Source organism: Streptomyces sp. NPDC111520, from assembly GCF_055635295.1.
The window spans coordinates 111,222-137,940 of the sequence record NZ_JBVKBW010000012.1; the positions used below are offsets into that span (position 1 = coordinate 111,222).

The window sequence follows — 26,719 nt, forward strand, 5'->3', positions numbered from 1 at the left end:
GGTGCCTGCTCTGGAGCCGTTGGTGCGTGCACCTGGTGGAAGCCCGTGCCGTGCTCCTCGCCGGTCGAGGGGAGCAGCCCGGGGCGGGACATCGGCGCCCGGTGCTGCTGCGCGCCAGTGATCAGGCCCGCATGACGCCGATCGCGTCAGCGTTCCTCCAGAGGAACGTCACCTTTGCCAGGACCGCGGCGTGCCGCCCGTCCCGGTCCGGCTCGTGTGCCACACGACGGCGCCACGCCACTGACTGCTGCCGCACCCCAGTACCCCGACGCCACCGCTCACGTCCGCGCTCAGGGCCGCCGCGTCGCGGCGAGGCTGCGTCGCATAGGCCTGCCTGCCGCCCCAGAATGAGAGTCCGAACACGGTGTGTGGTTTCTTTCGCGATGCCTCGGCCGAAGCCGCCACGCCGGATCCTCTGATGAGCGCGACGCCGTAGCGGGACCCGCGGACGCGAGGGCGCGGGCTCGTCCGGCTTTGCCCTACCGGGGTTTTCTTTGCCGACGCCGGCCCATGTGCCGCATGAGCCCGGGTAGGCGGACCAACTCTGCTTTCTTGGCTGAGTGAAGGGACGCTGACATGACGGTCGCACAGGTCGCAGACGAGCTGGTTGCCGGGCCGGGGCCGCAGTCCGCGGTGGAAGGACGTTCGACGGCGGAGCTCCGGCAGGTCTCCACGGCGTTGTTCGCCCGGCTGGCGGTGCTGGAGGAGGGCACAGAGGAGTACCAGTACGTCCGCAACACGCTGATCGAGATGAACACCTCGCTGGTGCGGTTCGCGGCGCGGAGGTTCTCCCAGCGTTCTGAGCAGATGGAGGACATCCTGCAGGTCGGCACGATCGGGCTGATCAAGGCGATCGACCGGTTCGATCCGGACTACGGGGCGGAGTTCGTCACCTTTGCGGTGCCCACCATCGTGGGGGAGATGAAGCGGTTCTTCCGTGACACGAGTTGGTCGGTGCATGTGCCGCGCCGACTGCAGGAGTGGCGCATCGACGTGGCGAAGGCCTCGGACGCGCTGGCTGCCGAACTCGGCCGCGACCCCACCGTCACGGAGCTGGCCGAGCACCTGGACCTCGGGGAGCATGATGTGCGGGAGGCGCTGGTGGCTGCCAACGCATACTCCGCTGCCTCGCTGGACGCGCCGCCCCCGCAGGAGAGTGCCGGTTCCGGCACGGCCTGGACCGATCGTTTCGGCTACGAGGAATCCCGTTACGGCAAGGTCGAGGACTTGCATGCTCTGAAGCCCCTGCTGAGCGAGCTGCCCGAACGCGACCGCAGGATCATCGACATGCGCTTCGGGCAGGAGATGACACAAGCGCAGATCGGCCGGGAGCTGGGGGTGTCCCAGATGCACGTCTCACGGCTGCTGTCGCGCATCCTGACACGTCTGCGGGCCCAGCTCGTGCCGCAGGACTGACGCCACCGCAAGCAAGCGCGCCGACCTCCTGCGGGGGCGCGCGCCATGGTTTTGGCGGCCGATCCGCCGAGCAACTCGGGGATCGTGGTGCTGCGAGGTGGCCTCCAGGTCCAGCCGGTTGCACGCTTCGGCGAACTTCAGATACGTGTCCACGCCGGCGACGACGATGCGCGCGGGCGTGAGCGGACGAGTCGTTGTGCATCGAACCGGCACGTTGACTGGGCCGCACCCAGCGCAGTCTCGTGTGACAGGTCAGATTGCGGCGATGACCGTTGCTTTCGCTGCGAACGTGGATTGATCGCCAGGGGGGTGCGCTCCTGCGGCTGGGTCAGGAAAACTCCGCGGTCGGGTCGAGGGAGTAGCAGGCGCCGGGCCCTGCGAGCTGCACTTGGCGGCAACGGACGCCCGTGCGCCAGGCAATGGCGGAGCGGCTGCGCCGGCGCTGGCAGCGGACCTGCCCGACAGCGCCGTCGCGCTGACCATCAGGCGCTTGGCGACCACCGGCCGGCCGCTCCGCGTCAAGTACGGCTGACGGCCTGACGTCCCTGGCATCTCCTGTAGATGCGGGCCGCGGGTACGAAGCCGATCCTGGATAGAGGGGGATGCCCTACAGGGCGCCCTTTGCAACAACGACAGGTCGCAACGGGCCAGGTACACGCTGGGGCGCCGAAACGATCGACGAGTCTTTCGGCACCCTCGCAAGCATTCGCTCTCGCACCCGACCCGGCAGCCAGAACCGCAGGCACCTCCAGCCCGAAGCACGGGCCGCCAGCAGGTGAAGGAGAGAATCTATGACGAGCAAGGACAAACTCACGGCGAGGGACATCATGTCGAGCGGAGTCCAGTGCGTTGGCGCGCACCAGTCGCTCAAGGAGGCGGCTGTGATGATGCGCGATCTGAACGTCGGATGTCTGCCCATTTGCGGGGACGACAACAGGCTCACCGGACTGATCACCGATCGCGACATCGTGGTCCAGTGCGACGCAGAAGGCATCGACCCCGCCACGGTACAAGCAGGGACACTTGCCGGTGACCTGCAATGGATCGACGCCAGCGCCGGTGCCGATGAGGCACTGCGGTTGATGGAACAGCATCAGATCAAGCGCCTGCCGGTGATCGACACCGAGCAAGGCCATCAACTGGTCGGCATGATCAGCGAAGCCGACCTCGCACGTAACCTCACGGACACCCAGATAGCCGAATTCGTGACCCGCGTGTACGTCCACTCCTGAAGCGGGCGGCCGCTGACTCCGCACTGGACCTTCGAAGTCCCCGAGTGGATCGCCCTGGGGAGGAGGGGCACGCCGGCGTGAAGGCTGCCGCACGTCACGCCGGCGTGTGAGTCAGCGCCTGGCCCCGGCTGTGCCCAGCCTCGTGGGTGCGTGGATACGAGCCCTTGAAGCCACCTACTCAAGGCGCGACTTGGACCGAGCCGGGGCATTCTGGGTGAGTCGAATGATTCTCCCACCGCCTTCGATGAGCGGCGGCCGCAGCGCCCGAGCAGCCACGGAGGATGGCCCCCTCCAGTGAAGCGAGCGCACCGGCCGGAGGAAAGAGGCAGGCCCCCGTCGCTTCGCCGCGGCGGGTGCTTCCGAGATGGGTTGGACCGCATTACGTGCCCAAGGCCGGAGGGTCCGTCCAACGATCGACTCCGATGCGTAATCGATGGTCGCGCTGAGTGTCGATTACTGGAGAAGGCCGTGTAGACGGTCCATAAGAAGCTCGCAAACCGGCACGTGCCGTTGGCGGGGGACAGGCGGGCGCGTTGTCCTCGGGCATCCCTGGCCCGGTGCTCGTAGAGTCGTACATATGCCGGACCTTACGCTCGAGCAGATCGAGGGGATCGCCCGCGAAGCCCACGCCCAGCAGAAGGACAAGTCGGGACGGCCCTATCTGGAACATGTGCAGGCGGTGGTCGCCGGAGTACGGGAGCGGGGCGGCTCGGAAGAACAAATCGCCGCCGCCTGGCTGCACGACACGATCGAAGATGAGAAGCTCTCGTGGGGATGGCTTGCCTCTGCGGAGCTTCCTCAGCATGTGAAGGACTTGGTCGATGCCATGACCAAGCGACCGGGGGAAAGCGACGAAGCCTACACGCAGCGGATCCTCGCAGTGTCGGGTGCTCGCCTCATCAAGGAAGCCGACCTCGCGCACAACGCTGATCCGGACCGGCTCGCCCTGATCGACGAACCCACCCGGCGCCAGCTCAGTGACAAGTACGCGAGGCTGAGGCGGCTGCTGGGCCTCACCGCGGGTGATGTCTGATTGGGTCAGCCGGGCGCTCGCACGGAATGTCTCGTGAACAGGGCCGGCGGCCGCATAGCCATTGGCTACGGTCTCCGTCAGTGCTTCAGGTGCCAGTCCGGGGTGGCGGGCAGGTGGGGAGCAAACGATAGGGCGCGTTGCCACATTCCGTGGATCTGCTGGGCGGGGCGCTGTTGTTCGTTGTGTACGGCGTTGAGGACCAGCAGTCCTCCCGTCAGGGCCGGGACCGCCCATTGCATCAGAGCGAGATGCCGCTGTGCCTTGTCGACTTCGATGGGATGCTTGGCCGCCTTCTCCGCATCTTCGGGACGGTCGGAGCAGGCAAGTTCCAGTTTCTTGCCCAGGACGCGGCTGTAGACCGTGGCCGCCAGTGCCGCTCCGGTCAGGACGGTCTTGGCCAGGGTCGAAGCGGCTACTCCCTGCTGTGCCACGACCCGGGCAGCGTTGACTGCTAGCAAGCCACTGCTGCCGACGAGGTGGGTGCCGATCGCTGTGGCATTTACCGGGCTCCAGTTGGACCAGCCGGAAGAGGCGATCCGGGTGGTCGACTCCCACGTACTGCCCTCCGACCGAGCCGCGCCGTTCAGCCCGACCGCGCCCATCAGGGAACCACCGAACCAAGCGGCAAGGCCCAGGTCATGCAGGCTGCGCAGCACGGTATTGCGTTCGGGCATCGCTCGACTCCTCGGTGAAGGTACAGGGCTCGGAAGGCCAGCCGGTGCATCCCACCGTTCCCGCTGGACATCTCTTCTGCCATTCCAGGTAGTACGAACGGGCCAGGTTGCGTCCTTGGAAGTGGTGTAGCGGGTTGGACCTGATGCGGGGGTTTGCTCCGGCGTCTGGGGTGGTGCCCGCATGGACAAACGGCCACCGGCTGATCTTCGAAGTGTCGAAGCCTCGAAGGAGATCAGCACGATGACCGCACCTGACAGTGTGCCCCTGCACGCGCTTGCCGAGGAGAACCTCCCGACCACGCCGTCGGTGACCATGACCAGTGCGTGTCAGCACTGTTCCTGGCGCGGGTTCGTGGGCGGCGATCGCGCGCATGGACGAGCGCACCTGACCCATGAAGACCGCTGCGTCGACGTCGTGCCCTTGGGCGTCGCCGATCTTCAGGGCGACCGCGCCGTCGGGCAGGAAGAACGCGTCGTACCAGTCCCCGCCGATGTCCAGCCCGTCCCTGCTGGGCTGGTAGCGGCCGCCCTACCTCCAGGCCCGGCAGATGCTCGGGCAGCGTGGGGAGCATGCTCTGCTGGACCGCGGTGGACAGCTCGACGTGCGCCTGCTGCGACCTGATGCGCCTGAGGGCCTGGCCGGCCGGATCGGCCCGATCGGCCGGAGTGGTCATGAAGGCGCGCTGCCGGACAGATGGGTGGCCTCGCCGTACCTGCACGTCTAGTGTGGAATGACGAGAGCGCGACTCCGAGTAGGTGCATCAATGAGCATCGGAACAGGAAAGAGCAGCTCGAGGGTGGACCCGGCGCCGTCGTATTATCCGCAATCTCAACCACCCGCCGGCTTTCATTCGAAGTACGCGGAAGTTAATGACTTCCGTATGCACTACGTGCTGGGCGGCGACGGCTCGCCCGTGGTGATGATCCACGGATTCCCGCAGACCTGGGCCGAGTGGCGGCAGCAGATGGGCCCGCTCTCCGGGATTCACACCGTGATCGCCGTCGACCTGCGTGGCACCGGCGAGTCACAGGTCACGAAGAGTGGCTACCAGGCCGTGCAACTGGCTCAGGACGTGCACCAACTGCTGAAGCAGCTGGGACTCGACGACGGCATCCAGGTGGTCAGCCACGATGTCGGCGTGTGGGTCGCCTACGCGTACGCGGCGCAGTGGCCCTCGGAGGTGCGCCGCATGGCGGTGATGGAAGCCCCCATCGCGGATGGCGGCGCCTACAGCTTCCCCGCCCTGAGCCCTGACCCGAAGCGGCCCTCACCGTGGCACTGGGGCATGTTCCAGATGCCTCTCGCCGAGCACCTCATCGCCGGTCACGAGCGTGTCTTCGTCGAGGAGATGATCACCGCGTACCTGGTGGGCAACAGGTCACCGTTCACGCCGTCGGACTTCGACTACTACGCCCACTTCCTCAAGGAACCCGGCCGCACGGAGGCCTGGATGAGCGTATACCGTGAGTTCCGTGCGAACATTCAGCAGAACAAGGAATTCCTGGCCCGCGGCAAACTGAAGATGCCCGTCCTCGCCGTCGGCGCGCAGGATTCCTTCGGTGGAATAGTCGTCGACCAATGGCGTGATTACGCCGAGAACGTGGACGGGCGAATCCTGAAGAATTCGGGACACTTCGTGACGGAGGAGAAGGCACAGGAAGTGACAGCCATGCTGCAGTCCTTCCTGCAGGTGTAGCTTTCTCGAGCCGGAAGACGTCGTGCGATCACGCGCGCCGGATGACCAGCACGGCCACGTCGTCGAGGTGGTCCACGGCGACGACGGCGTCGAGGATGACGTCCGCCATCGCCTCGGCGTCGAGACGGTCGTGGAGGGCGCGGCCGGCCAGCGTTCCCGCTCGTTCCAGTCCGGCTTCCAGTGTCAGGCCCGGCCCTTCGACCACACCGTCGGTGACCATGACCAGCGCGGTGCCCTCTTCCAGGGTGAAGGTCTCCTCCGGGTAGTCGACATCGGGCAGGACTCCGAGGACCGGCCCACCGGGTAGCGTGCGGATGCGGTGGCTGCCGTCGTCGCGTGCGTGGAGCAGCGGAACGTGGCCCGCGCTGGTACCGATGACCTGACCGTCGCGCGGATCGATGTGGAGCATGGTGCAGCTGGCGAAGCGTTGTGCGTCCATTGTGTTCAGCAACGTGTTGGTGCGTGTCAGCACTGTTCCTGGCGCGGGTTCGTGAGCGGCGATCGCGCGCATGGACGAGCGCACCTGACCCATGAAGACCGCTGCGTCGACGTCGTGCCCCTGGGCGTCGCCGATCTCCAGGGCGACCGCGCCGTCGGGCAGGAAGAACGCGTCGTACCAGTCCCCGCCGATGTCCAGCCCGTCCCTGCTGGGCTGGTAGCGGACGGCTACCTCCAGGCCCGGCAGATGCTCGGGCAGCGTGGGGAGCATGCTCTGCTGGACCGCGGTGGACAGCTCGACGTGCGCCTGTTGCAACCTGATGCGCCTGAGGGCCTGGCCGGCCAGATCGGCCAGAGTGGTCATGAAGGCGCGCTTCTCCAGGGATGGAGGGCGTTCACAGTCGTGCGTCACTGCCCAGGCCCCGAGTGGCCGGTCGCCCGGCGGGCTGAGAGGAGTGATCGACATGGCGACATCGGGGCCGGAGGGTGCCTGGACGACACTGGTGTCACTCAGCCAACACCGTGCGAACTCCTCCTGGTTGGCGATGAATTGCGGCTGACCCGTACGGATGGCACAGGGCAACGGCCGGTCCTCGTATCTGTCATGGGGCAGGTCGCGCGTCCACGGTCCGCGCACCCACGATTCTCCCTTGCGGGTCACAGTGTGTGCGTTCAGGATGGCGAGCGGACTCTCGCTGGACCGTTTCGTCCACTTCGTCTGAACGTGTCGCGCCCGAGGCCGGGGCCGGGGCCGGCGGGTGTTCACGCCGAATCTGCGGGTGGCCGAAACCTCATAACGGCAGCCGACGTGCATATTCTCAGGCGCGGAATCGTCAGTGGTGGTGAGCGACAACGAGAAGGAGCGTCGGCACGAGACACCCGTTGCCGGTGAGGCGGCCGGCCATATGGGTTATCGGGTGATTGGCGTTTCGGCACGTATCGATCTACACGGTCATCTGCGACGCTTTCCGGGGGCGCGGTCTTTCCAGCGTCCCCATCAAGAGCATCCTGGACTTTCTGTGCAGCAACGGAAACAGCATTTCAGATTACCGTCCGATCGTCGACAGGTTCATCCGCAAGAATCCGAATACATCGACCTGGTCGACGCGAAACATTCAGGTACCTGACTCTCGCCCTCATGGAGCTGACCAACCCGCCGCCCGCCCGCCTGTCCGCCCGCGTGGTGAGGCATCGAGCCGCGGAGCCGGCTCAGTCCACGACGAAGGAGCGTACGTAGGCCAGCGCCATCTGCATGGAGAGGCGCATCGGCTCGACGTTCTGCGCGGTCTGCGCGAGCAGGTAGCCGCCCTGCAAGGCGGCCATGACAGCAGTAGCGAGCTGCTCCGGGTCGGCGTCCTCGCGCAGCGAGCCGTTCTCCTGCATGCGCTTCAACCCTGCCGAGATGAGCTGCTGCCACTCGGCGAACGTGTCGGCGAGCTTGCTCCTCGACGTCGGGTCCTGTGCCGCCCGCGCGCTGACCAGCGAGCCCAGCGCGCACCCGTAGGCGCCGTTCTGCAGGGAGTTGAGCTGGATGAGCTTGTCGCTCCATCGTTCGAGCGCGCGAAGGGAATTCATCCGCTCCAGCATTTGGCGATCACGGTTCAGGACCTGATCGGTCCGCAGCGCGATGACACTGTGGACAAGCTGGTCCTTGTCCGCGAAGTGGCGGTAGAGCTGGGATTTACTCGTCCCGCTTGTCGCTCGTACGTCGTCGAGGGAGACCGCGTCGACGCCCCTCACGTAGAACAGGTCGGCAGCGGCCTCAACAATGCGGTCGCGGGTGACAGCCCCACGCGAGGTCAGGCGCCGCTCTTGCCTGGGAGCATCGTCTACGGACATGTAGCCGATATTACTACGCGCGATCACCGGGGCCGTCGAAGTGCCGAGAGCCTGCCGCCCCACGCCCGGGCGGATGAGTCGACTGCTCCCTGCCCACGGGGTGTCGAGCGCATGAGGTGTGGCCTTCGCGGGTGCGCGTGACCCGCCTGTCACGTGAACCACCGCCACAACTTCCGGGGTGGCGGCTTGCGCCGGCACGCATCGGGTTCCCGTGAGCACGGTGAGGACCTTAACGATGGCGACATCCGTAGGGGACCATCATATGGACTACATGGTCCCTTCATGTGTGCTATTACGGAAGGAGACGCTTGGTCCACGTCTGATGGAGTAAATAACCGGCGATCAACGGCGGCGCTCCGACACCGACGAGTGCGCGTCGAGAATCCCGGCCGCGTCATCAGTCGGAACACCGAACGACTCTGTTTCCGCAATCGGCGCTTCCACTGTGCGTGACGCGGTGGCGCTGCGTGGCCGGTCGATACGCACTGTCATTCCCGCCGGCGCCACCTGGAAAGTGAGTATCACGATGCGTGCAGCACTCATGTACGGCGCCGGCGACGTCCGCGTCGAGGACGTGCCCGACTCCGTCATCAAGCACCCGACCGACGCCCTGGTGCGGATCACCGCATCCTGCGTCTGCGGCACAGATCTGTGGCCGTACGCCTCGCTGAAGCCCGAGGACGGTCCCGCACGGATGGGCCACGAGTTCATCGGCATCGTCGAGGACACCGGCGCGGAGGTGACCACCGTCGAGCGGGGTGACCTGGTCGTCTCACCCTGGAGTACCTCCGACAACACCTGCGAGTTCTGCCGTCAGGGTCTGACCAGCTCCTGCGTCCACCCGCAGGCGAACTTCTGGGACGGCGAGGCGGAGGAGGGCGCCCAGGCCGAGGCCATCCGCGTCCCTCTGGCCGACGGCACCCTCGTCAGGCTCCCCGTTGCCGCGGACTCGGCGCTCATTCCCTCCCTGTTGACGCTCTCCGACGTCTTCTGCACCGGCCATCACGCTGCCGTGTCGGGCGGAGTCGACGAGCGAACCCGTGTCACCGTGATCGGCGACGGGGCGGTCGGTCTGATGGCGGTCCTGTCCGCCAGGCGGCTGGGCGCCGAGCAGATCGTGCTCATGGGCCGGCATCAGGCGCGCACCGACCTCGGCCGTGAGTTCGGTGCGACCGACGTCGTCCCCGCCCGCGGCGAAGAAGGTGCCGAAGCGGTCCGCGAGCTCACCGGCGGGTACGGCCCGCACGTGGTCCTGGAGGCCGTCGGCACCCGGCCCGCCTACGACCAAGCCCTTGGCATCATCCGACCGGGCGGGGTCATCAGCCGTGTCGGCGCCCCTCAGTACGAGGAAGCCCCCATCGGCATCGCCAGCCTCTTCCGCCACAACATCCGCCTGGCCGGCGGCCCCTCACCGGCGCGTGCCTATATCGAAGACCTTCTGCCCGACGTCCTCGGCGGCACCATCGATCCCGGGAAGGTCTTCGACGCCATCACCGACCTCGACGGCGTCCCGACCGGCTATCAGGACATGGCCGACCGCAGGAGCCTGAAGGTGCTCATCAGGCCCTGACCTCGGACGACGGGGGTGGGGTGTGGCCTGTCCACCACCCTGCCCTGGGAGGCCCAACTGCAGGCGCCGGCGTGGCCGGCCCGCTCCCGGGATGACGTACGCAGCGAACATTAGGGGACTATCTCGTCCAGTCTTGGACTTGAGTATGCTGTTGGAGTGCAGATGGCAACCATGTTGTGGACTATTAAGTTCACTTTTGAAAGCTCTCAGCGCCCGCACGCGGAGCGTTGGACGGCGAGATGCAGGAAGGTAACCCGATGAAGGCGATCGGTGTGACCGATCAGGCCGCGGGGACGGCCGGGATGAGGCTGGCGGAGCGCCCCATACCCGAGGCGGCTGGGAACGATGTGCTGGTCGAGGTTCACGCGTCCGGGTTCACCCCGGGGGAGCTGACGTGGCCCTCGAACTGGACGGACCGCCTCGGCCGCGACCGCACACCGTCGATCCCCGGCCATGAGCTCGCCGGAGTGGTCAGTGCCCTGGGCTACGGAACGAGGGGACTGTCTGTGGGGCAGCGGGTCTTCGGCCTCACGGACTGGACGCGTGACGGCACACTGGCGGAGTACGCGGTCGTCGAGGCACGCAACCTCGCGCCGCTTCCCGGCGACGTCGACTTCACGGTCGGCGCGAGTCTGCCGATCTCGGGCCTGACGGCGTGGCAGGGGCTGTTCGAGCACGGTCGGCTTCAGCCGGGGCAGAGCGTCCTCGTGCACGGCGCGGCCGGTGGGGTCGGATCGATCGTGACGCAGCTCGCCCGCGAGGCGGGTGCTCACGTCATCGGTACCGGACGTGCCGCCGATCGTCCGGCGGCGCTCGACCTCGGCGCGACGGAGTTCGTCGACCTGGACGGCGACACGCTGGAAGACGTCGGTGGCGTGGATCTGGTGTTCGACGTCATCGGCGGCGACATCGGGAAGCGGTCCGCAAGCCTGGTCCGCGCCGGAGGAACGCTGGTGACCATCGCAGGCCCGCCGGGGGCGCGACCTGTGGACGGTCTGGCCGTCGACTTCGTCGTCGAGGCGGATCGCGTCCAACTGCGCGAGCTGGTCCAGCGGGTGCGGGACGGGCGGCTGCGCACGGTCATCGGCCACGTGGCGACGCTCGATGACGCCGTCGCGGCCTTCAATCCGGCGGAGCGGGTCAGGGGAAAGACCGTCATCCGCGTCCGCTGAAGGCTCACCAACCTTCAAAGAGGACGACCTCGTCCACTGGTGAGCGAGAGGAGTGCCCCGTCGACCAGGCGGGGCCGGCACAAGGTGACAGGAACGGCGATGCCCAAGGTGCTGTGGACTGACACGAGCGGCTCGATCAGAGTCCTCAAGGACGACGACAACAGGTTCTACGAGGTTCAAGAGGACGGCAACTACGCGGGGCTGCTCGCGTACGAGCGCAAGGGCACCCGGTACAGCCTGACGCACACGTACGTCCAGGAGGGTTACCGTGGCCGCGGCCTGGGAACCGCGTTGATCCGTGAGGCGCTGTGCGACCTGGTGAAGGAGCGCGCGGCAGTCACCAACCGCTGCCCCGTCGTGGATCGCTTCATCGAGAAGCACCCTCAGTTCTGCGAGCTGCTCGACCTCGGGCGGCAGGCCGTCGACGACGTCCACGACTGAGACGCCCGAGCCCATGGCCGAAGATGACAACGCTCTGCCGAAGAGGCGCCTCACGGCCCGCGGAGCAGTAACACGTGATCGCTTGATCCAGGCCGCCGCAGACCTCTTCTACGTCAAGGGTGTCAACTCGGTGACCTTGGATGACGTGCGAGCGGTGAGCGGGACCAGCAAGTCCCAGTTCTACCGTCATTTCGCAGACAAGGACGAGCTTGTGAACAGTGTGATCGAGTTGCGTGCCCAACAGATTCTCGAACGCGACCGACAGTACTTGGAACGGATGAACTCCTTCCCTGCCCTGGAACGCTGGAGCGATGCGATCATCCGCTTCAATTCCCTCCAGGACGGGGCCTACGGATGCGCTCTGGGCGCACTGGTCGGATCCCGCGCGGCCCAAGACCCCGCGGCCCGGAACCTGCTCGCTGAGAAGTTCGGCGAATGGCAGGAGTTGATCGCCGCCGGCCTGCGCCGTATGCAGGAGAACGGCTCACTCAAGGAGGAAGCCGATCCCGCGAAGCTCGCACTGTCCGTGATGGCGGCGCTGCAGGGAAGCTACTTGCTCGCCCAGATGGCACGCGACGTCGAACCCATGCGGATCGCCATGGACATGGCGTTGGCCCACGTGAAGACGTACACCGTGCGCTGATGCGAGCCCGTCGGCTCGCCGGCTCCGTGGTCCAGCGCGGCAAAGGCGCCGGGGCCGTCACGCGGGGGGTATGCCGACCGCGGTCGTCTCCCCATTGGCAATTCCATCATCAAGAGGACTTGACAGTCCCGTTATCGCTTGCGAGGCTTGATGGGAGTTCCGCCGTAATGGGTGGTTTTTGCCCGGAGCGGGAGCTGCCCGACTGATTCCCGGCGTCCGGGCCCCGTGAGGCGGTGGTCGAATGCCGGCTGCCCACTTGTTCAGATCGCGACGGCTGTTGCATTCCACGGCGAACGCGAAGCGTTCCCACATACGCGCGTACACGGCACCGGAGCAGCAGCCCACCTGCAGCGAACGCCGCAACACGCAGAGAAGGAACAAGAAAGTGAACGACACCAACACCAAACAGTCCAGTGAGGATCTGGCGATCCTCGAGCAGCTCAACGACGACTACGTCCACTCCGACCAGTTCAACGACGTCAAGCGCTTCAGCGAGCTGCTCGCCGAGGACTTCGTCGTGCAGACCCCAGGTGTCACGCGCAACCGTGCCGAGTTCCTCGACTACATCGCCGAGCCGCGGCCCTTCAAGGACCTCGCCGTCCACGACGTGAAGATCCGGATCCTCAGCGACGTCGCCCTGGTCCACGGCCGCGCCACGTACACCATGCTCACCGACGGAGCGGCTCAGGAAGCCCTCTACACCGACACGTACCAGAAGCGTGAGGGCGGCTGGGTCTGCGTCTCCGCCTGTGCTATCGCCCCGGGCACCTGAGCCGACCACGCGGTCGAGGCTGTCGCACGCCGGCGCGCCGTGGTTCGACAGCTGCCGGCGAGGCCGTCAGATCGCTCCGCCGTTGATGAAGAGGGTCTGGCCGTTGATCCAGCGGCCGGGCCCGGCGAGGAAGGCGACCGCCCCGGAGACGTCGTCCGGCTCACCGAGACGCCCGAGCGGTGGCTCGGCGGAGATCCGGTCGATCACCTCCTGGCTCTTGCCCTCGAAGAAGAGCGGCGTGGCGATGGGGCCGGGAGCCACTACGTTGACGGTGATGTCCCGCCCCCGCAGCTCGCGCGCGAGGATCAGGGCCATGGCCTGGACCGCGCCCTTGGTCGCCGCGTACGCGCTGTAGCCGGGCCGGCTGAACCTGGTGATGGAGCTGGAGAAGTTGATGATGGCGCCGCCGGAGCGGAGCCGTTTCGCGGCCTGCTGGTTCACCACGTACGTTCCCCGGAGGTTGACGCGCAGCAGCCGGTCGAGCTGGTCGAGGTCGAAGTCGACCATCGGGCCGACCGGCATGATCCCTGCCGCGTGGACCAGGACGTCGACGCCGCCGAACTCGGTCTCCACCTCGTCGAACATGGCCGCGACCGCGACCTCGTCCGCGACGTCCGCGCGCTTGGCCACGACCGTCCCGCCACTGGCGGCGATCTCCTCGACGGTCTCGTTCGCCTGCGCCTCGTTCCCGGCGTAGTTCACCACGACCTGGTAGCCGAGACGGGCGAGGTAGCCCGCCGTCTCCCGGCCCATGCCGCGTGTACCACCGGTGACGACGACCACGCGGCCGGCGCCTTGCCCTGTCTCACTCATGACGTGCTTGCCTCTCGTTTCTGTGCGAGGCCGCCGGCAGCCCCGTACCGTCGACGGTCGGTGACGCGGGCCGCCGAGGGGAAAGCCCGTTCCCCATGGCCACTGCGGCGCCCTGGTGGGAGCGCCGCTGTGCGCGCGGCCGAAACCCCGTCCACCGTCCCCTCATCCTGGTGGCAGACGTACAACGGCGCATGTTCACCGACGGTGCGCGGTGCCGGCCAGCGGCCCGTGCTCGGGACGACCGTGAGAGGGAATGAGGCCGGATCCACTTCTCACGCGTCGCCGACAGGTCGATACTCTGCCCAACGTCCGGTGAGGTCGACGCAGTAGGAACGTCCAGGGAACCAGTGGAGGCCGACATGCCGTTCAACGGGCTGCCGCAAGGATCCGTACCCAGGCTGCAGCGCCCCGGGCCCTTGCGGGAGCAGGTGTACCAGGCGCTGCTGGAGCTGGTCAGCTCACGGTCGCTGCATCCGGGCCAGCACTTGGTGGAGAGCGAGCTCGCGGCCCGTCTCGGCGTCTCGCGGCAGCCCGTGCACGAGGCGCTGCAACGGCTGAACACCGAAGGGTGGGTGGACCTTCGCCCCGCGCAGGGTGCCTTCGTCCACGAGCCGACCGGCGCGGAGACCGACCAGCTCTTCGTCGTCCGTGCCCTGCTGGAGACCGAAGGGGCACGCTTGGCCGCGGTCGGCTCGTCCGCCGACGGGCTCGAGCGGCTCGACGACCTGTGTACGACGGGCGAGGCGGCTGTCGCCGCCGACGACGTGGAGGGGGCGGTCGCCGCGAACGCCACGTTCCACGCCTGTGTCATGGAACTGGCAGGGAACGCCGTCCTCGCGGAACTGGCGGCACGCGTCGAGAACAAGGTGCGCCGCTACTACACGCCCGTCGTCCATCAGGCCTGGGTGGAGCACCGCGAACTGATCGCGGCCATCGCCGCCCGCGACGACACACGTGCCCAGCAGGTCATGCGTGCCCACACCGAGGACGCCAGGATCCGCTTCCCCCCGCGTCCGGTCCGCTGAGGTCCAGAGCAGTCGCGGTCCGTCATGTCCAGGTGACACGGTGTCTCGGATCCGGGTCCACCACCCGGGCGGGGTCTCGGCCGGTGGCCTTGTCGAAGGTGCGCGTGACAGCGCGGACGAGCCGGTCCGCGTATTCTCGTTCGGCGTTCTTGTACTGCGGGTATTCGGTGACGAAGTGTCTCCACTCCACGTATCCGACGGCCTCGGTGACGTCTTCGAGGAGGATGGTGTCGCGGTGGTACGGCCATTCGCCGGACAGCCGGAACACTTCGTGGAGGAGTTCGTAGGGCAGCGGGTGGCGTTCGGCCAGGAGTACGGCGTCGTAGAGGTCTTTGCCTTGCGCGTAGCTGTCGTTGATCAGCCACATCAGTTTCCAGGCCAGCGAGAGTTCCGGTGTGGCCGCCTGCACGACGGCCCCGCCGGGCAGTTCGGTCGGCTCGGGTGGCTGGGGCAGGTGCTCGTTGAAGACGAAGTCGAGCTGGACGTGGCCGCCGGGCAGCCCGGGTGAGCCCCACGGCAGCACCATGCGGCGGCCCGGGACCCGCTCGTAGGTCCAGATGCCCTCGACGACCGCGCCCCGTGCCGAGATCCCGACCTCACGGCCGCGCGCGTCGGCCAGCGACTGCGCCGCCGCGGCGATGCCGCGCAGCATCCGGTCCGTGCGGCCGTCGTCGATGCGCCAGGTGTCGGGGACGACGACGAAGTCCAGGTCGCCGGGCTCACGGGCGGCGTCCGGGAACCAGAGCGACATCAGCACGCTGCCCCGCAGCACCAGGGCGTCCACCCACTGCGAGGAAGCGATCGCGTCCAGCACGAGGTGCAGGGCCTTACGCCGGGCCGCCCGCCACGCCTGGCCCCGCGTCGGATCCGTGAACCGCGGGTCGGTGGCGCGGTAGGCGTTTCGGTGGTGCGCCAGCGACGGGTCGAAGACCGGGCGCTGCACCACGTCGTCCCCGGGCACCCACGCGAGCGTCTTCGGCAGGTCCTCGGCTCTGCGGGTGGCCTCGTCCAAGGGTTCGCGAGGCAACTCGGTGCTCCGCCAGCCGAATCCGTCCCATGCCGTCCCGCTCATGTCCGTGCCCCCACAGGCTCCTCGATCCAACCGTCGTCCACGGACAGGTCGCTGTCATGGAGCACGAACTCCCGCTCCACGCTCAGCACGACGAAGGCGTCCAGCTCCGTCAGCAACCGCTCCAGCGCCAGCCCGGCCGCCTCGGCACCCACCGAGCGGCATCGCTGCGTCACGAACCGCTCGTGCCGCGCACCGTCCCGCACCCGCAGGGCGTTCCACGACAGATGGGCGCCGTGCGGCACCACCTGCGCCGCGAGCGCGGCCAGGTCCGTGTCGGCGTCGAGCAGCAGCTTCACATGGTGCTCGAAGTACCGTTCGTCGTCCTCGGCGAGCCGCGCCGGCACCTCCGCGGCCCACGGCGTCGACTCGGTCTTCACCCGGACCGGTTCGAAGCCGTCCGCTCGCAGCGCCGCCACGACGTCGCGTACGCGCGCCGTCTGCTCGACGTACGACGAGGAACCGGACAGCGTGAGCATGGGCTGCTCGCGCATCCGGCCGCGCGCCAGCACGATGTGCGTCAGTTTCAGGCCACCCGAGGCCGCCCACCGGCGCAGCCGTACCCACTCGTCGGGGTCGGCGCAGCGGACCGTCACATGCGATTCGTACAGGGAAGCGGACACCCACGGATCCTGCCAGATCACGGCCGTGCGCGGCATCCGCGTTTCCCGGGGCGGTCACGCCGACGGCGCTCGGCGGATGCGGTGGGGCGGACCTGGGAACCCGGGTTCCGGCCGGACACGACTGGAGCCGGTCACCGCCGACGAGTGGCCGGCCTGCTTTGGTGGCCGCATCCGAATCGGCGGATCCAGGGGGGCTTTTCCCAGTACGGTCGTTCACACGAACCGGCCGCGACGTGTACCCAAGAGGTTCAGATGCTCTATCAGAGCCCTGCGGACTTTTGCACCGCGTACGCCAGAGCGCACGACCGCGACAGAACCGATGAATCCGGCGCCGTGTTCACACTGGAAGAGGTGACCGTCGTCAGCGAAACGCCGGACACGGCGCGGATCGAGGCGCTCTGGTTCGCCTATGGCCACGCTCCGGACTCCGGGTACTACGACGTTTTTGAGCGCACCGCCTTCGTCCTGGTCAAGCGGGACGGCGGGTGGCGCCTGCAGTCCGAAGACGTTCTCGGATACGAGTGACCACTGATGGGTCGTTCCGACCCCGCGACGCGCACGCCTGCGTCACCGCCGTCACCGGCCTGCTGCCCGGCTTGAAGATCCCGCGTGAGCGGATGGCTAGGACCTGGATGGACGACTTCACCATCCCTCTTCGCCCGGGCCGACGACGGCCTGTCCGACCTGTTCGGCGAGGTGGTGAGCTCGTTCGTCCTCGCCGGGGCGGACATGGACGTAGACCGCGTGTCCTACTGCCGGTTCGTGTTCCGCGGTCGTGTTGAGGCACATCTGCACGCCCGCCCGCGCGTACTCCACATCCAGTTCCAGTCCCGGGACGGCCGGCCAGCGAAGTCCCATCCACGCCAGCTGCCCGCGTGCTCCAGGCGCGGCAAGAGGCAGGAACCGGCCGAGGACATCCTCTCCGGCGATCCCGTCCACGCCGAGTTCCCCGGGTAGGAGCCGCGCGACCACGGCCCTGTCCGCGGGCAGCTCACCCGCGGGCAAACGGGTACCGGCGACGGAACACTCAGCTTCGGGGAACAGCTCACGGGCTTTCAGAGCATCCGCGGCATCTACCAGTTCAACGTCCACGTAGACATGGCCGTCCCATTCCCCGCAGTGCACCAGAGCCATAGCCACCGCCAAGGCCTGAATGGCATCAGAGGTCCGGAGAACCGGGTAGGCCACCGACTGCCCCATCAGGGTCCGCCCTCCGACTGGTTGCTCGTGCGTGGCGCGGTCCGAGCACGGCTTGCCTTCTGACCTGCGCTTCGTCTCGATCCAAGCAGGTGGATCATATGTGCTGCAGCCACAGCGACGTCCAGAGCGCCGGCGCTCGGCGTGCAGAGCGGCTCCCTGCTGCGTGAATCGTTCGTCAAGCCGAGGCTCCGCTGTCGATGACCAGGTCGGTGCCCACGACCGAGCCGGCGGCGGGGGAGGCGAGGTAGAGCACCGCGGCTGCCACTTCATCGGCTTCCGCGACCCTGCCGAGGGGGTTCTCCGTCTTCATCCGTTCCGCGCGGCCGGCCTCGGTCTCGCCCGGGCGCAGGGACATGGGCGCGTCGGAGGCGCCCGGGCTGACCGCGTTGATGCGGATGTTCTGGTGGATGTGGTCGAGGGCGGCGGCGCGGGTGAGCGCGGAGACCGCCGCCTTCGAGGCGATGTAGGCGGCGGCGTTCGGGATCCTCCGGTGTGCGCCCAGGTTGGCGGAGATGTTGACGATGGCGCCGCCTCCGTTGTCCTTCATGTGGGCCATCTCGTGCTTCATGGCCAGCCACACACCGGTGACGTTGGTCCGCAGGACGGCTTCCCAGTCGTCTTCCTCGATGTCGCCGGCGGGTACGGCGCCGCGGAAGGTGCCGGCGTTGTTGACCGCGACGTCCAGACTGCCGAAGCGGGCGACGGTCTCGCGTACGAGGTCCCGGAGCTGCGTCGAGTCGGTGACGTCGGTGGTGATGGCGGCGGCGGTGCCGCCTGCGGCCTCGACGAGGCCGACCGTCTCGTCCAGAGAAGCCGCGGTACGGCCCGCGGCGACCACGGACGCCCCTTCGGCGGCGAAGGCGATCGCGATCGCCCGGCCGAGGCCGGAGCCCGCGCCGGTGACGAGGACGGTCTTGCCGGTGAAGCGGCTCATTTCGGTGACTCCTTGGGGTGTGAGGACAGGGTCGTGGGTGAGGGGTGGGCGGTTCGTTCGAGCGGCTACGTGGTGCGGTGGTGGTGCAGGAGGGCCACGACGGCCAGCAGGGCGCCGGTCGCGGCCAGGGACAGTGCGTCGGTGCCGAGGGTGAGCAGGACGGCGAACAGGACGGTGGGGCCCAGTTCCATCGCGGTGTTCAGGACGCCGCCAGCGAGTCCGCTCTGCCGCTGAGGTACACCGTCGGTGGCGAGCACGGCGGATCCGGCGAAGGAGGCGGCAGCCCCGAGCGGCAGCAGGACGAGGCCGGGCAGCAGTCCGTACGCGTACGGAGCGTGCACGTCGAACGCGGTGAGGGCGAGGAGGACGAGCCCGGCCGCGGCTGTGCCGAGACCGGCGGCCGCGACGGTTCGGGGCCCGTACCGGCTGATCAGCGGACGTGCCGCGCGTCCCGAGGCGATCAGCGCCACGGCGAACGGCACGAAGGCGGCGGAGGTCTGCAGCTGCGACCATCCGCGGTCCTGCTGCAGGTGCAGGGAGAGGACCACGAACGTCATGCCGGTGCCGCACGCACTGAGCGCGGTGGCCGTCAGAGCCAGCGCCCGCCGGCGGTCGAGGAGGAAGCCAGGGGGCAGCAGCGGGTTCCGGGCCCGGCGCTCGACGAACCAGAACGCGGTCACCAGCGCGGTCCCGCCCAGCAGCGGCCCCAGGGCACCCGCCGACAGCCAGGGCCGGGCGTCGGTGACGACGAATCCGTAGCTGGCGAGGGTGATCCCGGCGGTGGCGAGCAGCGCGCCCGGCAGGTCGAGCGCCGTGTCGCGGTCCGGTGTGTTGCCCGGCAGCAGCTTGGGGGCGAGGGCGAGTGCCGTGACCGCCACCACGAGGGGCACGCCCAGGGCCCAGCGCCACGAGAGCTGGGACGCGATGACGCCGGAGAGCAGGTTGCCCGCCGTCGCCCCGAGCACGGACAGCCCGCCCCAGGTCGCCATGGCCCTGCCGTAGGCGGTGGGTGCGGGGAAGACGGTGCGCAGCACGGCCATGGCGGCCGGCGCGACGATCGCCGCGCCCGCACCCTGGGCGAAGCGGGCGACGAGCAGGACCCCGATGCCCTGGGCGAGCGGGGCGACGGCAGAGGCCGCGGTGAAGAGGACGAGTCCCGCGGTGAGAGCACGCCGCCCGCCGTAGCGGCCGGCGAGATTTCCGCCGAAGAGGACCAGTCCCGCGAAGGACAACCCGTAGGCGGCACTGAGCAGGATCAGGTCGGCGTGGTCGAGGCCGAACTCGCGGCCGATCTCGGGCAGGGGAACGGCGATGGCGGAGAGCGTGTAGATCAGCGTGGTCTGCGCGCCGGCGAGGAGCACGAAGGCTCGTCGGTTCCACGAGGCGGGGGCGCGGGTGGTGCTGGGGGCGCTCATGGATCTTCCCTAGATATTTGACCGATCGGTTCAATTTGCGGGCGTGCGGAGAACGAGCGAGTACGGCCACACGCTCTGGCGATGGACCGTCCTGACGCACTCGACCCAGGTCGACCTAGTCCAACAGCGTCAACGCCTGTTCGGCCGCGCTCTGCACCCGCGTGTGATCGTTCGACGCCTTGCCGACGACCCGCATGCCCTGCATCAGGACGAGCAGCATCCGGGCCAGCGCACGCGGATCACGGTCCTCCGGGAGCTCGCCCTGGGCCTGGGCCCGTACGAGGGCGGAGTACAGCGTGGTCTCGACATGCTCCCAGCTGATCTCCACCCGGCGGGCGGCCGCGGGATCGCGCGGGGCCAGTTCTGCGGCCGTGTTGGTCACGAAGCAGCCGGTCAGCCGTACTTCTGGCGAGGTGGCTTCCGCGGCGAAGCGGCGCACCACGGCGCGCACCGCCGGCAACGCCGGCCCCGGCTGGGACAGCTCCTCGATGACCGGTGGGTCACGCATCTCGACGTACCGATCCAGTGCCTTCAGGTACAGCTCGTGCTTGCTGCCGAAGGTCGCGTAGATGCTCGCGCGGCCGATGCCGAGATGCTCGACCAGGTCGGCCATCGAGGTCGCTTCGTAGCCGCGACTCCAGAACAGCTCAAGAGCCGACTGCAGCACGGCGTCCGGATCGAATTCCTTGGTCCTTCCCACACTCCGAAGGTAGACCTGTCTGGAACGATCGGTCAAATAGCTGGGAGGGTGACTGGATGTGGCAGGACCGCCGTGATGCGCTCGGCGGCAGGAGCGGGGACGGTGGGGGGCTCCGTCACCGACGGCCGTGCACCGTGCGGCCGCGCCCTGGCCCCCCGGGCCCCTTCGCCCAACCAAGGGTCGGGCGAAGGGGATTCCCGCTCATGCCCGGGTGCCGTACCTGCCCGGCGCACAGCCTTGGTGACGCAGCCGCTTCACGCGGTGGCGATCACACCGCCGGTGCCGCCTCTTCGAGCACCCCGTCGGCCAGCCGCAACCAACGGTTGATCCCGATCTCGGCGAGGAACCGTTCGTCGTGGCTGACCACCATGAAGGCGCCCTGGTACGAGTTGAGCGCACTCTCCAGTTGCCCCGCACTGACCAGGTCGAGGTTGTTGGTGGGCTCGTCGAGCAGCAGCAGATGCGGGGCCGGCTCCGCGCACAGGACACAGGCCAGCGTGGCGCGTAGCCGTTCGCCGCCGGAGAGCACTCCCGCCGGCAGATGGGCCCTGGGGCCTCGGAAGAGGAACCGGGCGAGCAGGTTCATCCGCTCCGCCTCGGGCCGCTCCGGCGCGAACGCGGCGAAGTTCTCCGCCACGGTGCGGTCCAGGTCCAGCAGGTCCAGACGCTGTGACAGGTAGGCGATTCTGCCGTCATTGCGCTTGATCTCCCCGCCGAGCGGAGTGAGATCACCGGTGACCAGCCGCATCAGTGTGGTCTTGCCCGCGCCGTTCGGACCGGTCAGCGCGATGCGTTCGGGACCGCGGACACTGAGGTCGACGCCGCCCGCCGCGAACACGTCCCTGTCACCGAGGCGGGCCTGCATGCCTGTGCCCAGGAACAGGTTGCGGCCGGCGGGCACCTGGGTGCCGGGCAGTTCCAGCGTGAGGCGCTGCTCCTCGCGCAGCGACCGTCCTGCCTCGTCGAGGCGTGCCTTGGCCTCGCTGACGCGGGAAGCGTGCATCGTGCCGGACCTGCCGGCGGCCTCCTGCGCGCCGCGCTTCATGTTGCCCGCGAAGATCTTGGGCAGACCGGCGTTCTTCAGGTTCTTGGCGGCGTTGCTCGCCCGGCGCTCGGCACGTTCTCGTGCCTGCTGCAGCTCCCGCTTCTCTCGTTTCAGCTCCTGCTCGGCGTTGCGGACGTTCTTCTCGGCGACCTCCTGCTCGGCGCGGACGGCCTCCTCGTACTCGCTGAAGTTACCGCCGTACAGGCGGAGTTCGTCGCTGCCGAGTGCGGCGATCCGTTCCATGCGGTCGAGCAGTGCGCGGTCGTGGCTGACCAGGAGCAGGCAGCCGTTGAAGTCCGACAGCACGTCATAGAGCTTGTGCCGGGCCTGGAGGTCGAGGTTGTTGGTCGGCTCGTCGAGCAGGAGGACGTCTGGACGCTTGAGCAACTGGGCGGCGAGGCCGAGGGAGACGACCTGCCCGCCGCTGAGCGTGCTCAGGGTGCGGTCCAGAGCCAGGTCGGCCAGGCCGAGACGGTCGAGTTGGGCGCGGGTGCGCTCCTCGATGTCCCAGTCGTCGCCGATGGTGGCGAAGTGCTTCTCGTCGACGTCCCCGGACTCCACGGCATCCAGGGCGCGGATCACCGCGGCGACGCCGAGCACCTCGGCGACGGTGAGGTCGCCGGTCAGGGGCAGGGTCTGGGGGAGGTAGCCGAGCGTGCCGTTCACCGACACCGAGCCGGCGACGGGCTGCAGCTCGCCGGAGATCAGCTTGAGCAGGGTGCTCTTGCCGGAGCCGTTGGGCGCGACCAGGCCGGTCCGGCCGGGGGTCACGGAGAAGGACAGGTCGTTGAAGACCGGGGTGTCGTCGGGCCAGGCGAAAGAGACGTTCGAGCAAACGACGGCAGCGTCGGACATGGGAGAAACCTCGGAGGTACTGAGGGCAGGGCGTAGACCTCTGCCCTGGGCAGACATGGAAGAAAGGGGGACGACGAAAGAGGCCACATCGGCAGCGCTCCCGAGCGCAGGCCGGCGGCCGTCAGATCCGGATCTCACCCGGAGATGTCGTCTTCACCCACCACGTCTATGACTCCTCTGGATACGTTCCTCGGTCACCGATCAGCTTAACAACACGCTCGCGACTTCTGTCCACCGTCGCCCTCTCCGTGATCGCGACCGGCGCTCATGTCGCTGCCATCGCTCGCGGCTTGCTGTGTGGTGCGCTTGTTGCCGAAGCGACAGTTGGTGCATGCGGGCCACGGTGGCGACGGCCCCGCCACCACCACCGCGCCGGACGGTGAAGGTACCGGCGGAGGTCTATGAGCGCCGACTGCTGCAGAAGAAGCGAGGCGGGCGACGAAGCGCGGTCGCACAGCAAGCGACTGGATCTGACGCGTCCTCCGGAAGCTGCTGTGGCCCGACCTGCCGCCATTCGTACCGCGGTCCCCGCCAGGGCGGTACCAGCCTGTTCAGGAGCCTTCGATGTCCAGCCGCTCCGCGGACTGGAGCAGGTACGCGGGCAGTTTCGAACTGGCTGCCAGTACCTCGATGCCAATGAGGCGACCCTGTTCGTCGAAGTCGAGGTTGATCATGCCGTCGACGTCCACCGGATCGCAGGGATACGTGCGCGCGGACTTCACGCGGGCCCGCGGTTCGGTGAGGTACACGTACGCTGCGTTCACGGTCTTGTCGTAGGTCACTCTGACATCTGCCACGCGAGGGGCTCCCTTGCTGTCGCTTACTGGCGGCGCTGTCCTGGACGAGGCTCCAGGCCGCACGCTGCGCAGGCTGACGGGGCGAGGCGTACGGCCAGGACGGCCCTGACGATGCCGGTGATGCGGGTGGCGCTGCAACGGAGTTCGCTAAGGACCCGCCAACTCTCCGGGGCGGCGTCGGCCCGCTCGCCGACGGCGCGGACCTTGGCGTAGAAGAAGGTCACCGCCTGCTTGCCGGCTGGGCGCGCGCTCCATCGGCCCCGATAGGGCACCCGGATCGTCCCCCGTGCTGCCCGATACCACTGCTGCTCTTCCGCACAGGGGCACGTCACGCTAAACGGGATAGGTGAAGAGGCGGTACTGCGAAACCTCGACGAAGCCGAGTCGCCGGTACAGCGGTTCGCCGGCCGGGCTCGCGGCAAGTGCTGCCAGCCGCATGCCGCGATCCTGTCCCACGCGGAGCGCCGCCGCGGTCAACGCCGTGCCGATGCCGAGTCGGCGGTGCGTCTCGGCCACATGGACGATGAAGATCCCGGCCACGTCGTGGGCCGTGATCACCACGGTCGTCCCGACGACACGGTCCTCGAGGACCGCCGCCAGGCGGACGAGGTCCGCGTTGTCCCGACGTTGTGACTCGATCCGAACGATGTCGGACTCGAGGCCCGGGGCGACACCCATCGAGGCGCTGTAGGTGCGGACCAGTTCCCGCAAGCGGTCGTCACCGGTCACCACTTCGATCCGCAGGCCGGGCGACGGTTCCACCGGCTCCACCACCTGGTCGAGCGGTCTGACCATCACCGGGATCGTCGTGAGCCTGCCAGGTGCCCCGGGCAATGCGGCACGGCCTACCGCATTGCCCGCACGGGCATCGAGTCCTTCACCAGGGTCGGCCGGCACCGTGGGTGGTCGAGGACCGTGTCACGGCCGGCCGCCGACGTCGGCATGGCGGGCGGCAGCCCTCATCGGCTACCTGGACCTCACCAGTGCGACGACCGCTCAGGCATCTGCGTTCTCAGCGGCGGCGTCCCTCACGCTCAGTGCCAGGTCGTTGTTGACGGTGAAGAACGGCTTGATGCGGGTGCTGCCTCGCTCGGCGTGGTCGAGCAGGACCGGCGGGAACGCGTCGGTCTTCTTGCGCTCGACGATGTCGCCCGTGATCCGCCCGATCGGCACGCTCCGGTCGGCCAGCTTCAGCTGCAGGTCCCACACGTCGTGTTCGGCGCTGCGCCGTTCCATGGTCTCGCCGTACGGCAGGACGAACTCGAAGCGGACGTCGTCCAGCGGGTGCACCGGTACCTCGAAGCTCTGGTCGGTGTCCTCCCGGGAGACGACGCGGACGGTGGCGGCGGCGATGTCCGCGAGCCGGGCGTCGCCCAGCAGCCCAACCGTGACGGTGGCCTGGTTCTCACCGATGGCGACCGACTCCACCTCGCCGTGTGCCGGGCGCAGCCAGCTCCGCACCGCGAGGAAGCCGTCACTGGTGGTGTACGGGATCCACGAGGAGGTGCCGTCGGTACCGACCACCGGCGCGAGCGGGATCAGCCGGGCCTGTTCGACGAGGTCGGCGGTGACGCGGTGGCGCTCCTTGGTGCCGCGGACGCGCACGTAACAGTCCCACCGGCCCTCGGGCAGCTGGTGGGCGGCCCGCTGGACGACCGCGGTCGCATGCTGCTCGCCCGTGGTGGCGGGCTCCAGCGGTACCCGGATCTGCCGGCGCTCGGGGTCGCGGCGCAGACGTGCGACGAAGTCCAGCGGCTTGGTGCGGGGGATGGTGTCGAGGTCGAGCCGGACCACGAATCCGCCGTCCGCCGTCGCGGCCGCGTGGCCGCGGGGGACGGGCGGCCGCTCGACGTCGGCCGGCTGCGGCTTGTCCTTCCTGCCCCCGGACGGGACCAGGGCCCGCAGCGAGCCGCGCAGCCGGGTGGCCAGCGAGCTCCGGCCGCGGCGCTCGCGCTGGAGGCGCTCGAAGAGTTCCTCGTAGCGTCCGGCGATAACGGCCGGGGCGTAGGTCGCGGCCTTCGCCTGTGCGGCGCTGCCCATACGCCGGCGCAGGTCGGAGTCGGTGACGAGGCGAAGCAGGGCCCGGGAGTACGCGTCGGGGCCGCCGTCCAGCGGCACCAGCAGCCCGTCCTGGCCATCGGAGATGATCTCTCCCGGGCCGTGCGGGCAGTCCGTCGCGACGACCGGGACCCCGCAGTGCATGGCCTCGACGATGGTCATGCCGAAGGACTCGCTGTCGGAGGAGACGGCCGCGATCGCGCCCTTGGCCCACTCGGTTTCGATCGGGGAGACCGGGCCCATCAGGAAGATGCGGTTGTAGAGGCCGAGTGCGTCGATCTGCTCACGCAGCGCGGCCCGCATCGGGCCGCGCCCGTATATTCGCAGGGTCCACTCCGGGCGCTCGGCTGTCACCTTCGCGAAGGCGTCGATCAGCCGGTCGTAGCGCTTGACCTGCACCAGCCGACCCGCCGCGATGATCATCTTGCTGTCCAGGGCGGAGGCCTCGACAGCGGGTGCCGGCACTCCGTTGGGGACGCACAGGACGCGGTCGGCCAGCTCCGGGAGAGCGGTGCGGTAGTCGGCGGCATCGGCTTCGGAGACGGTCACGAAGGCGTCGAGGCCGGATACCGCGGCGTTCTGGTCGTTGCGCAGCTGGTCGCTGTGGGAGTGGAGGGTCAGGTGCTCCTGCCCCACCTTGACGTAGTGGCCCTGCCCGTAGCGGGACAGGTACCCGTTGAGGATCGGGCGGGTGGCCACCACCACGTCGGCGTCGGTCCGGGCCAGGTACTCGGCTATTCGCCGGTCGTGCAGCCCGGTGTAGCGGAGCCGCCCGAAGTCCACCCCCGACTCCGGGAACATGCTGTTCGGCTGGTGGGTGAGCTCGTGTTCGCCCTCGTACGTCGGACTGTCCAGCCGCATGTCGATGAGCGACTCGAGCCTGACCCGCGGGTCGAGGGCGAGCGGCGGTTCGTCCAGGACGCGGTGGACGCTGACGACCTCCATCTCGTGCCGGTCGGCGAGGCCGGCCGAGAGGTTCGCGGTCGAGCGGATGGTGCCGCCGATGCCGTACGCGTTGTTGATCAGAAACGAGATCTTCATCCGTCCACCCTTGTCGCTGCCCCGCACCAAACGGTCCGTGAACGCCGGGCCACGACTCCATGGCCATTCGGGAGCTGTCAAAGAGTAGAGCATCGCTCCACGAAGAGGCCCACATTGGCATTTCCGAACGACTTCGGAACGTGGATCCGGGCGCGGCGGCCTCACCTGGGCGGCGTCACGCGGCGGGCGGCGTCCCCGAGGGCCGTGACGAGGGTCT

Annotated in this window: 27 protein-coding genes and 1 pseudogene; 12 read left to right on the forward strand and 16 right to left on the reverse strand. The window is 68.4% G+C overall.

The window, feature by feature from the left end:
• Positions 1–576 precede the first annotated feature (576 nt).
• The 3 genes from ACZ7MY_RS27515 (at position 577) to ACZ7MY_RS27525 (ending at position 3,681) form a co-directional block, all read left to right on the forward strand.
• Positions 577–1,416, forward strand: coding sequence for an RNA polymerase sigma factor SigF (locus ACZ7MY_RS27515; protein WP_499605784.1), 840 nt, complete (start codon positions 577–579; stop codon positions 1,414–1,416).
• Positions 1,417–2,207: 791 nt separating this feature from the next.
• Positions 2,208–2,648, forward strand: a complete 441-nt coding sequence (locus ACZ7MY_RS27520; RefSeq protein ID WP_499605785.1) for a CBS domain-containing protein — start codon at positions 2,208–2,210, stop codon at positions 2,646–2,648.
• Between the two features lie 577 nt (positions 2,649–3,225).
• Entirely contained in the window at positions 3,226–3,681 is a 456-nt protein-coding gene (locus ACZ7MY_RS27525) for an HD domain-containing protein (RefSeq protein ID WP_499605786.1), read from the forward strand.
• Between the two features lie 77 nt (positions 3,682–3,758).
• Here the strand turns inward: ACZ7MY_RS27525 and ACZ7MY_RS27530 are convergent, their stop codons facing one another.
• On the reverse strand, positions 3,759–4,355 hold the full coding sequence (locus tag ACZ7MY_RS27530; protein ID WP_499605787.1) for a hypothetical protein: 597 nt from the start codon (positions 4,353–4,355) through the stop codon (positions 3,759–3,761).
• A complete protein-coding gene (locus ACZ7MY_RS27535) occupies positions 4,318–4,854 on the reverse strand; it encodes a PP2C family protein-serine/threonine phosphatase (protein ID WP_499606025.1) in 537 nt (178 codons plus the stop codon). Before ACZ7MY_RS27535 ends, ACZ7MY_RS27530 begins: the two co-directional genes overlap by 38 nt.
• Positions 4,855–5,119: 265 nt before the next feature.
• On the opposite strand from ACZ7MY_RS27535, the gene ACZ7MY_RS27540 reads away from it, so the two are divergent.
• On the forward strand, positions 5,120–6,052 hold the full coding sequence (locus tag ACZ7MY_RS27540; protein ID WP_499605788.1) for an alpha/beta fold hydrolase: 933 nt from the start codon (positions 5,120–5,122) through the stop codon (positions 6,050–6,052).
• A gap of 28 nt (positions 6,053–6,080) precedes the next feature.
• On the opposite strand, the gene ACZ7MY_RS27545 is transcribed toward ACZ7MY_RS27540, so the two are convergent.
• Positions 6,081–6,854, reverse strand: a complete 774-nt coding sequence (locus ACZ7MY_RS27545) for a PP2C family protein-serine/threonine phosphatase (protein ID WP_499605789.1) — start codon at positions 6,852–6,854, stop codon at positions 6,081–6,083.
• A gap of 478 nt (positions 6,855–7,332) precedes the next feature.
• On the opposite strand from ACZ7MY_RS27545, the gene ACZ7MY_RS27550 reads away from it, so the two are divergent.
• Positions 7,333–7,617: a hypothetical protein gene (locus ACZ7MY_RS27550; protein WP_499605791.1), complete on the forward strand. Its 285-nt coding sequence runs from the start codon at positions 7,333–7,335 to the stop codon at positions 7,615–7,617.
• Between the two features lie 82 nt (positions 7,618–7,699).
• On the opposite strand, the gene ACZ7MY_RS27555 is transcribed toward ACZ7MY_RS27550, so the two are convergent.
• Positions 7,700–8,329 carry a TetR/AcrR family transcriptional regulator gene (locus ACZ7MY_RS27555; protein WP_499605793.1) on the reverse strand — a complete coding sequence of 210 codons (630 nt, stop codon included), beginning with the start codon at positions 8,327–8,329 and terminating at the stop codon, positions 7,700–7,702.
• Positions 8,330–8,855: 526 nt separating this feature from the next.
• Here ACZ7MY_RS27555 and ACZ7MY_RS27560 point away from each other — a divergent pair.
• The 5 genes from ACZ7MY_RS27560 (at position 8,856) to ACZ7MY_RS27580 (ending at position 12,927) form a co-directional block, all read left to right on the forward strand.
• Positions 8,856–9,899, forward strand: coding sequence for a zinc-binding dehydrogenase (locus tag ACZ7MY_RS27560; RefSeq protein WP_499605796.1), 1,044 nt, complete (start codon positions 8,856–8,858; stop codon positions 9,897–9,899).
• A 257-nt stretch (positions 9,900–10,156) separates the two neighbouring features.
• The gene (locus ACZ7MY_RS27565) at positions 10,157–11,071 is read left to right on the forward strand and encodes an NADP-dependent oxidoreductase (protein WP_499605798.1); all 915 of its coding nucleotides are present in this window, start codon (positions 10,157–10,159) and stop codon (positions 11,069–11,071) included.
• Between the two features lie 99 nt (positions 11,072–11,170).
• Positions 11,171–11,512 (forward strand): GNAT family N-acetyltransferase, encoded by a 342-nt coding sequence (locus ACZ7MY_RS27570; RefSeq protein WP_499605799.1) that lies wholly within the window; start codon positions 11,171–11,173, stop codon positions 11,510–11,512.
• 13 nt (positions 11,513–11,525) lie between these two features.
• Positions 11,526–12,155, forward strand: a complete 630-nt coding sequence (locus ACZ7MY_RS27575; protein ID WP_499605802.1) for a TetR/AcrR family transcriptional regulator — start codon at positions 11,526–11,528, stop codon at positions 12,153–12,155.
• Positions 12,156–12,540: 385 nt separating this feature from the next.
• Complete coding sequence (locus tag ACZ7MY_RS27580) at positions 12,541–12,927, forward strand: nuclear transport factor 2 family protein (protein WP_499605803.1); 387 nt, start codon at positions 12,541–12,543, stop codon at positions 12,925–12,927.
• Between the two features lie 66 nt (positions 12,928–12,993).
• Here the strand turns inward: ACZ7MY_RS27580 and ACZ7MY_RS27585 are convergent, their stop codons facing one another.
• Positions 12,994–13,740, reverse strand: a complete 747-nt coding sequence (locus tag ACZ7MY_RS27585) for an SDR family oxidoreductase (protein WP_499605805.1) — start codon at positions 13,738–13,740, stop codon at positions 12,994–12,996.
• Positions 13,741–14,099: 359 nt separating this feature from the next.
• On the opposite strand from ACZ7MY_RS27585, the gene ACZ7MY_RS27590 reads away from it, so the two are divergent.
• Positions 14,100–14,765, forward strand: a complete 666-nt coding sequence (locus ACZ7MY_RS27590) for a GntR family transcriptional regulator (protein ID WP_499605807.1) — start codon at positions 14,100–14,102, stop codon at positions 14,763–14,765.
• A gap of 22 nt (positions 14,766–14,787) precedes the next feature.
• Here ACZ7MY_RS27590 and ACZ7MY_RS27595 read toward each other — a convergent pair whose 3' ends face one another.
• Positions 14,788–15,837, reverse strand: a complete 1,050-nt coding sequence (locus ACZ7MY_RS27595) for a nucleotidyl transferase AbiEii/AbiGii toxin family protein (protein ID WP_499605809.1) — start codon at positions 15,835–15,837, stop codon at positions 14,788–14,790.
• A complete protein-coding gene (locus ACZ7MY_RS27600) occupies positions 15,834–16,493 on the reverse strand; it encodes a hypothetical protein (RefSeq protein ID WP_499605810.1) in 660 nt (219 codons plus the stop codon). Before ACZ7MY_RS27600 ends, ACZ7MY_RS27595 begins: the two co-directional genes overlap by 4 nt.
• A gap of 216 nt (positions 16,494–16,709) precedes the next feature.
• Here ACZ7MY_RS27600 and ACZ7MY_RS27605 point away from each other — a divergent pair, with 216 nt between their 5' ends.
• Positions 16,710–16,982, forward strand: a complete 273-nt coding sequence (locus ACZ7MY_RS27605; protein WP_499605812.1) for a Cif family virulence factor — start codon at positions 16,710–16,712, stop codon at positions 16,980–16,982.
• Positions 16,983–17,099: 117 nt separating this feature from the next.
• Here the strand turns inward: ACZ7MY_RS27605 and ACZ7MY_RS27610 are convergent, their stop codons facing one another.
• From ACZ7MY_RS27610 to ACZ7MY_RS27650, 9 genes and pseudogenes are all read right to left on the reverse strand, one after another.
• Positions 17,100–17,657 carry a hypothetical protein gene (locus tag ACZ7MY_RS27610; protein WP_499605813.1) on the reverse strand — a complete coding sequence of 186 codons (558 nt, stop codon included), beginning with the start codon at positions 17,655–17,657 and terminating at the stop codon, positions 17,100–17,102.
• A 175-nt stretch (positions 17,658–17,832) separates the two neighbouring features.
• Entirely contained in the window at positions 17,833–18,591 is a 759-nt protein-coding gene (locus ACZ7MY_RS27615) for an SDR family NAD(P)-dependent oxidoreductase (protein WP_499605815.1), read from the reverse strand.
• A gap of 65 nt (positions 18,592–18,656) precedes the next feature.
• Positions 18,657–20,006, reverse strand: coding sequence for an MFS transporter (locus tag ACZ7MY_RS27620; RefSeq protein WP_499605817.1), 1,350 nt, complete (start codon positions 20,004–20,006; stop codon positions 18,657–18,659).
• Between the two features lie 115 nt (positions 20,007–20,121).
• Entirely contained in the window at positions 20,122–20,706 is a 585-nt protein-coding gene (locus tag ACZ7MY_RS27625) for a TetR/AcrR family transcriptional regulator (protein WP_499605818.1), read from the reverse strand.
• A 268-nt stretch (positions 20,707–20,974) separates the two neighbouring features.
• Complete coding sequence (locus tag ACZ7MY_RS27630; protein WP_499605820.1) at positions 20,975–22,606, reverse strand: ABC-F family ATP-binding cassette domain-containing protein; 1,632 nt, start codon at positions 22,604–22,606, stop codon at positions 20,975–20,977.
• 551 nt (positions 22,607–23,157) lie between these two features.
• The gene (locus ACZ7MY_RS27635; protein ID WP_499605822.1) at positions 23,158–23,403 is read right to left on the reverse strand and encodes a DUF2283 domain-containing protein; all 246 of its coding nucleotides are present in this window, start codon (positions 23,401–23,403) and stop codon (positions 23,158–23,160) included.
• 23 nt (positions 23,404–23,426) lie between these two features.
• Positions 23,427–23,702: pseudogene (locus ACZ7MY_RS27640) on the reverse strand (hypothetical protein); the annotation flags it as partial.
• Positions 23,703–23,736: 34 nt separating this feature from the next.
• Positions 23,737–24,300 (reverse strand): GNAT family N-acetyltransferase, encoded by a 564-nt coding sequence (locus tag ACZ7MY_RS27645; RefSeq protein ID WP_499605824.1) that lies wholly within the window; start codon positions 24,298–24,300, stop codon positions 23,737–23,739.
• A 99-nt stretch (positions 24,301–24,399) separates the two neighbouring features.
• Positions 24,400–26,502 carry a glycosyltransferase gene (locus ACZ7MY_RS27650; RefSeq protein WP_499605825.1) on the reverse strand — a complete coding sequence of 701 codons (2,103 nt, stop codon included), beginning with the start codon at positions 26,500–26,502 and terminating at the stop codon, positions 24,400–24,402.
• Between the last annotated feature and the right edge of the window lie 217 nt (positions 26,503–26,719).

Excerpts from the sequence above, each read along its gene's own strand:
- ACZ7MY_RS27515 (WP_499605784.1), top strand. The coding sequence starts at position 577 with ATGACGGTCGCACAGGTCGCAGACGAGCTGGTTGCCGGGCCGGGGCCG.
- ACZ7MY_RS27520 (WP_499605785.1), top strand. The coding sequence starts at position 2,208 with ATGACGAGCAAGGACAAACTCACGGCGAGGGACATCATGTCGAGCGGA.
- ACZ7MY_RS27525 (WP_499605786.1), top strand. The coding sequence starts at position 3,226 with ATGCCGGACCTTACGCTCGAGCAGATCGAGGGGATCGCCCGCGAAGCC.
- ACZ7MY_RS27530 (WP_499605787.1), bottom strand. The coding sequence starts at position 4,355 with ATGCCCGAACGCAATACCGTGCTGCGCAGCCTGCATGACCTGGGCCTT.
- ACZ7MY_RS27540 (WP_499605788.1), top strand. The coding sequence starts at position 5,120 with ATGAGCATCGGAACAGGAAAGAGCAGCTCGAGGGTGGACCCGGCGCCG.
- ACZ7MY_RS27545 (WP_499605789.1), bottom strand. The coding sequence starts at position 6,854 with ATGACCACTCTGGCCGATCTGGCCGGCCAGGCCCTCAGGCGCATCAGG.
- ACZ7MY_RS27555 (WP_499605793.1), bottom strand. The coding sequence starts at position 8,329 with ATGTCCGTAGACGATGCTCCCAGGCAAGAGCGGCGCCTGACCTCGCGT.
- ACZ7MY_RS27560 (WP_499605796.1), top strand. The coding sequence starts at position 8,856 with ATGCGTGCAGCACTCATGTACGGCGCCGGCGACGTCCGCGTCGAGGAC.
- ACZ7MY_RS27565 (WP_499605798.1), top strand. The coding sequence starts at position 10,157 with ATGAAGGCGATCGGTGTGACCGATCAGGCCGCGGGGACGGCCGGGATG.
- ACZ7MY_RS27570 (WP_499605799.1), top strand. The coding sequence starts at position 11,171 with ATGCCCAAGGTGCTGTGGACTGACACGAGCGGCTCGATCAGAGTCCTC.
- ACZ7MY_RS27575 (WP_499605802.1), top strand. The coding sequence starts at position 11,526 with ATGGCCGAAGATGACAACGCTCTGCCGAAGAGGCGCCTCACGGCCCGC.
- ACZ7MY_RS27585 (WP_499605805.1), bottom strand. The coding sequence starts at position 13,740 with ATGAGTGAGACAGGGCAAGGCGCCGGCCGCGTGGTCGTCGTCACCGGT.
- ACZ7MY_RS27590 (WP_499605807.1), top strand. The coding sequence starts at position 14,100 with ATGCCGTTCAACGGGCTGCCGCAAGGATCCGTACCCAGGCTGCAGCGC.
- ACZ7MY_RS27595 (WP_499605809.1), bottom strand. The coding sequence starts at position 15,837 with ATGAGCGGGACGGCATGGGACGGATTCGGCTGGCGGAGCACCGAGTTG.
- ACZ7MY_RS27600 (WP_499605810.1), bottom strand. The coding sequence starts at position 16,493 with ATGCCGCGCACGGCCGTGATCTGGCAGGATCCGTGGGTGTCCGCTTCC.
- ACZ7MY_RS27605 (WP_499605812.1), top strand. The coding sequence starts at position 16,710 with ATGCTCTATCAGAGCCCTGCGGACTTTTGCACCGCGTACGCCAGAGCG.
- ACZ7MY_RS27610 (WP_499605813.1), bottom strand. The coding sequence starts at position 17,657 with ATGGGGCAGTCGGTGGCCTACCCGGTTCTCCGGACCTCTGATGCCATT.
- ACZ7MY_RS27615 (WP_499605815.1), bottom strand. The coding sequence starts at position 18,591 with ATGAGCCGCTTCACCGGCAAGACCGTCCTCGTCACCGGCGCGGGCTCC.
- ACZ7MY_RS27620 (WP_499605817.1), bottom strand. The coding sequence starts at position 20,006 with ATGAGCGCCCCCAGCACCACCCGCGCCCCCGCCTCGTGGAACCGACGA.
- ACZ7MY_RS27630 (WP_499605820.1), bottom strand. The coding sequence starts at position 22,606 with ATGTCCGACGCTGCCGTCGTTTGCTCGAACGTCTCTTTCGCCTGGCCC.
- ACZ7MY_RS27650 (WP_499605825.1), bottom strand. The coding sequence starts at position 26,502 with ATGAAGATCTCGTTTCTGATCAACAACGCGTACGGCATCGGCGGCACC.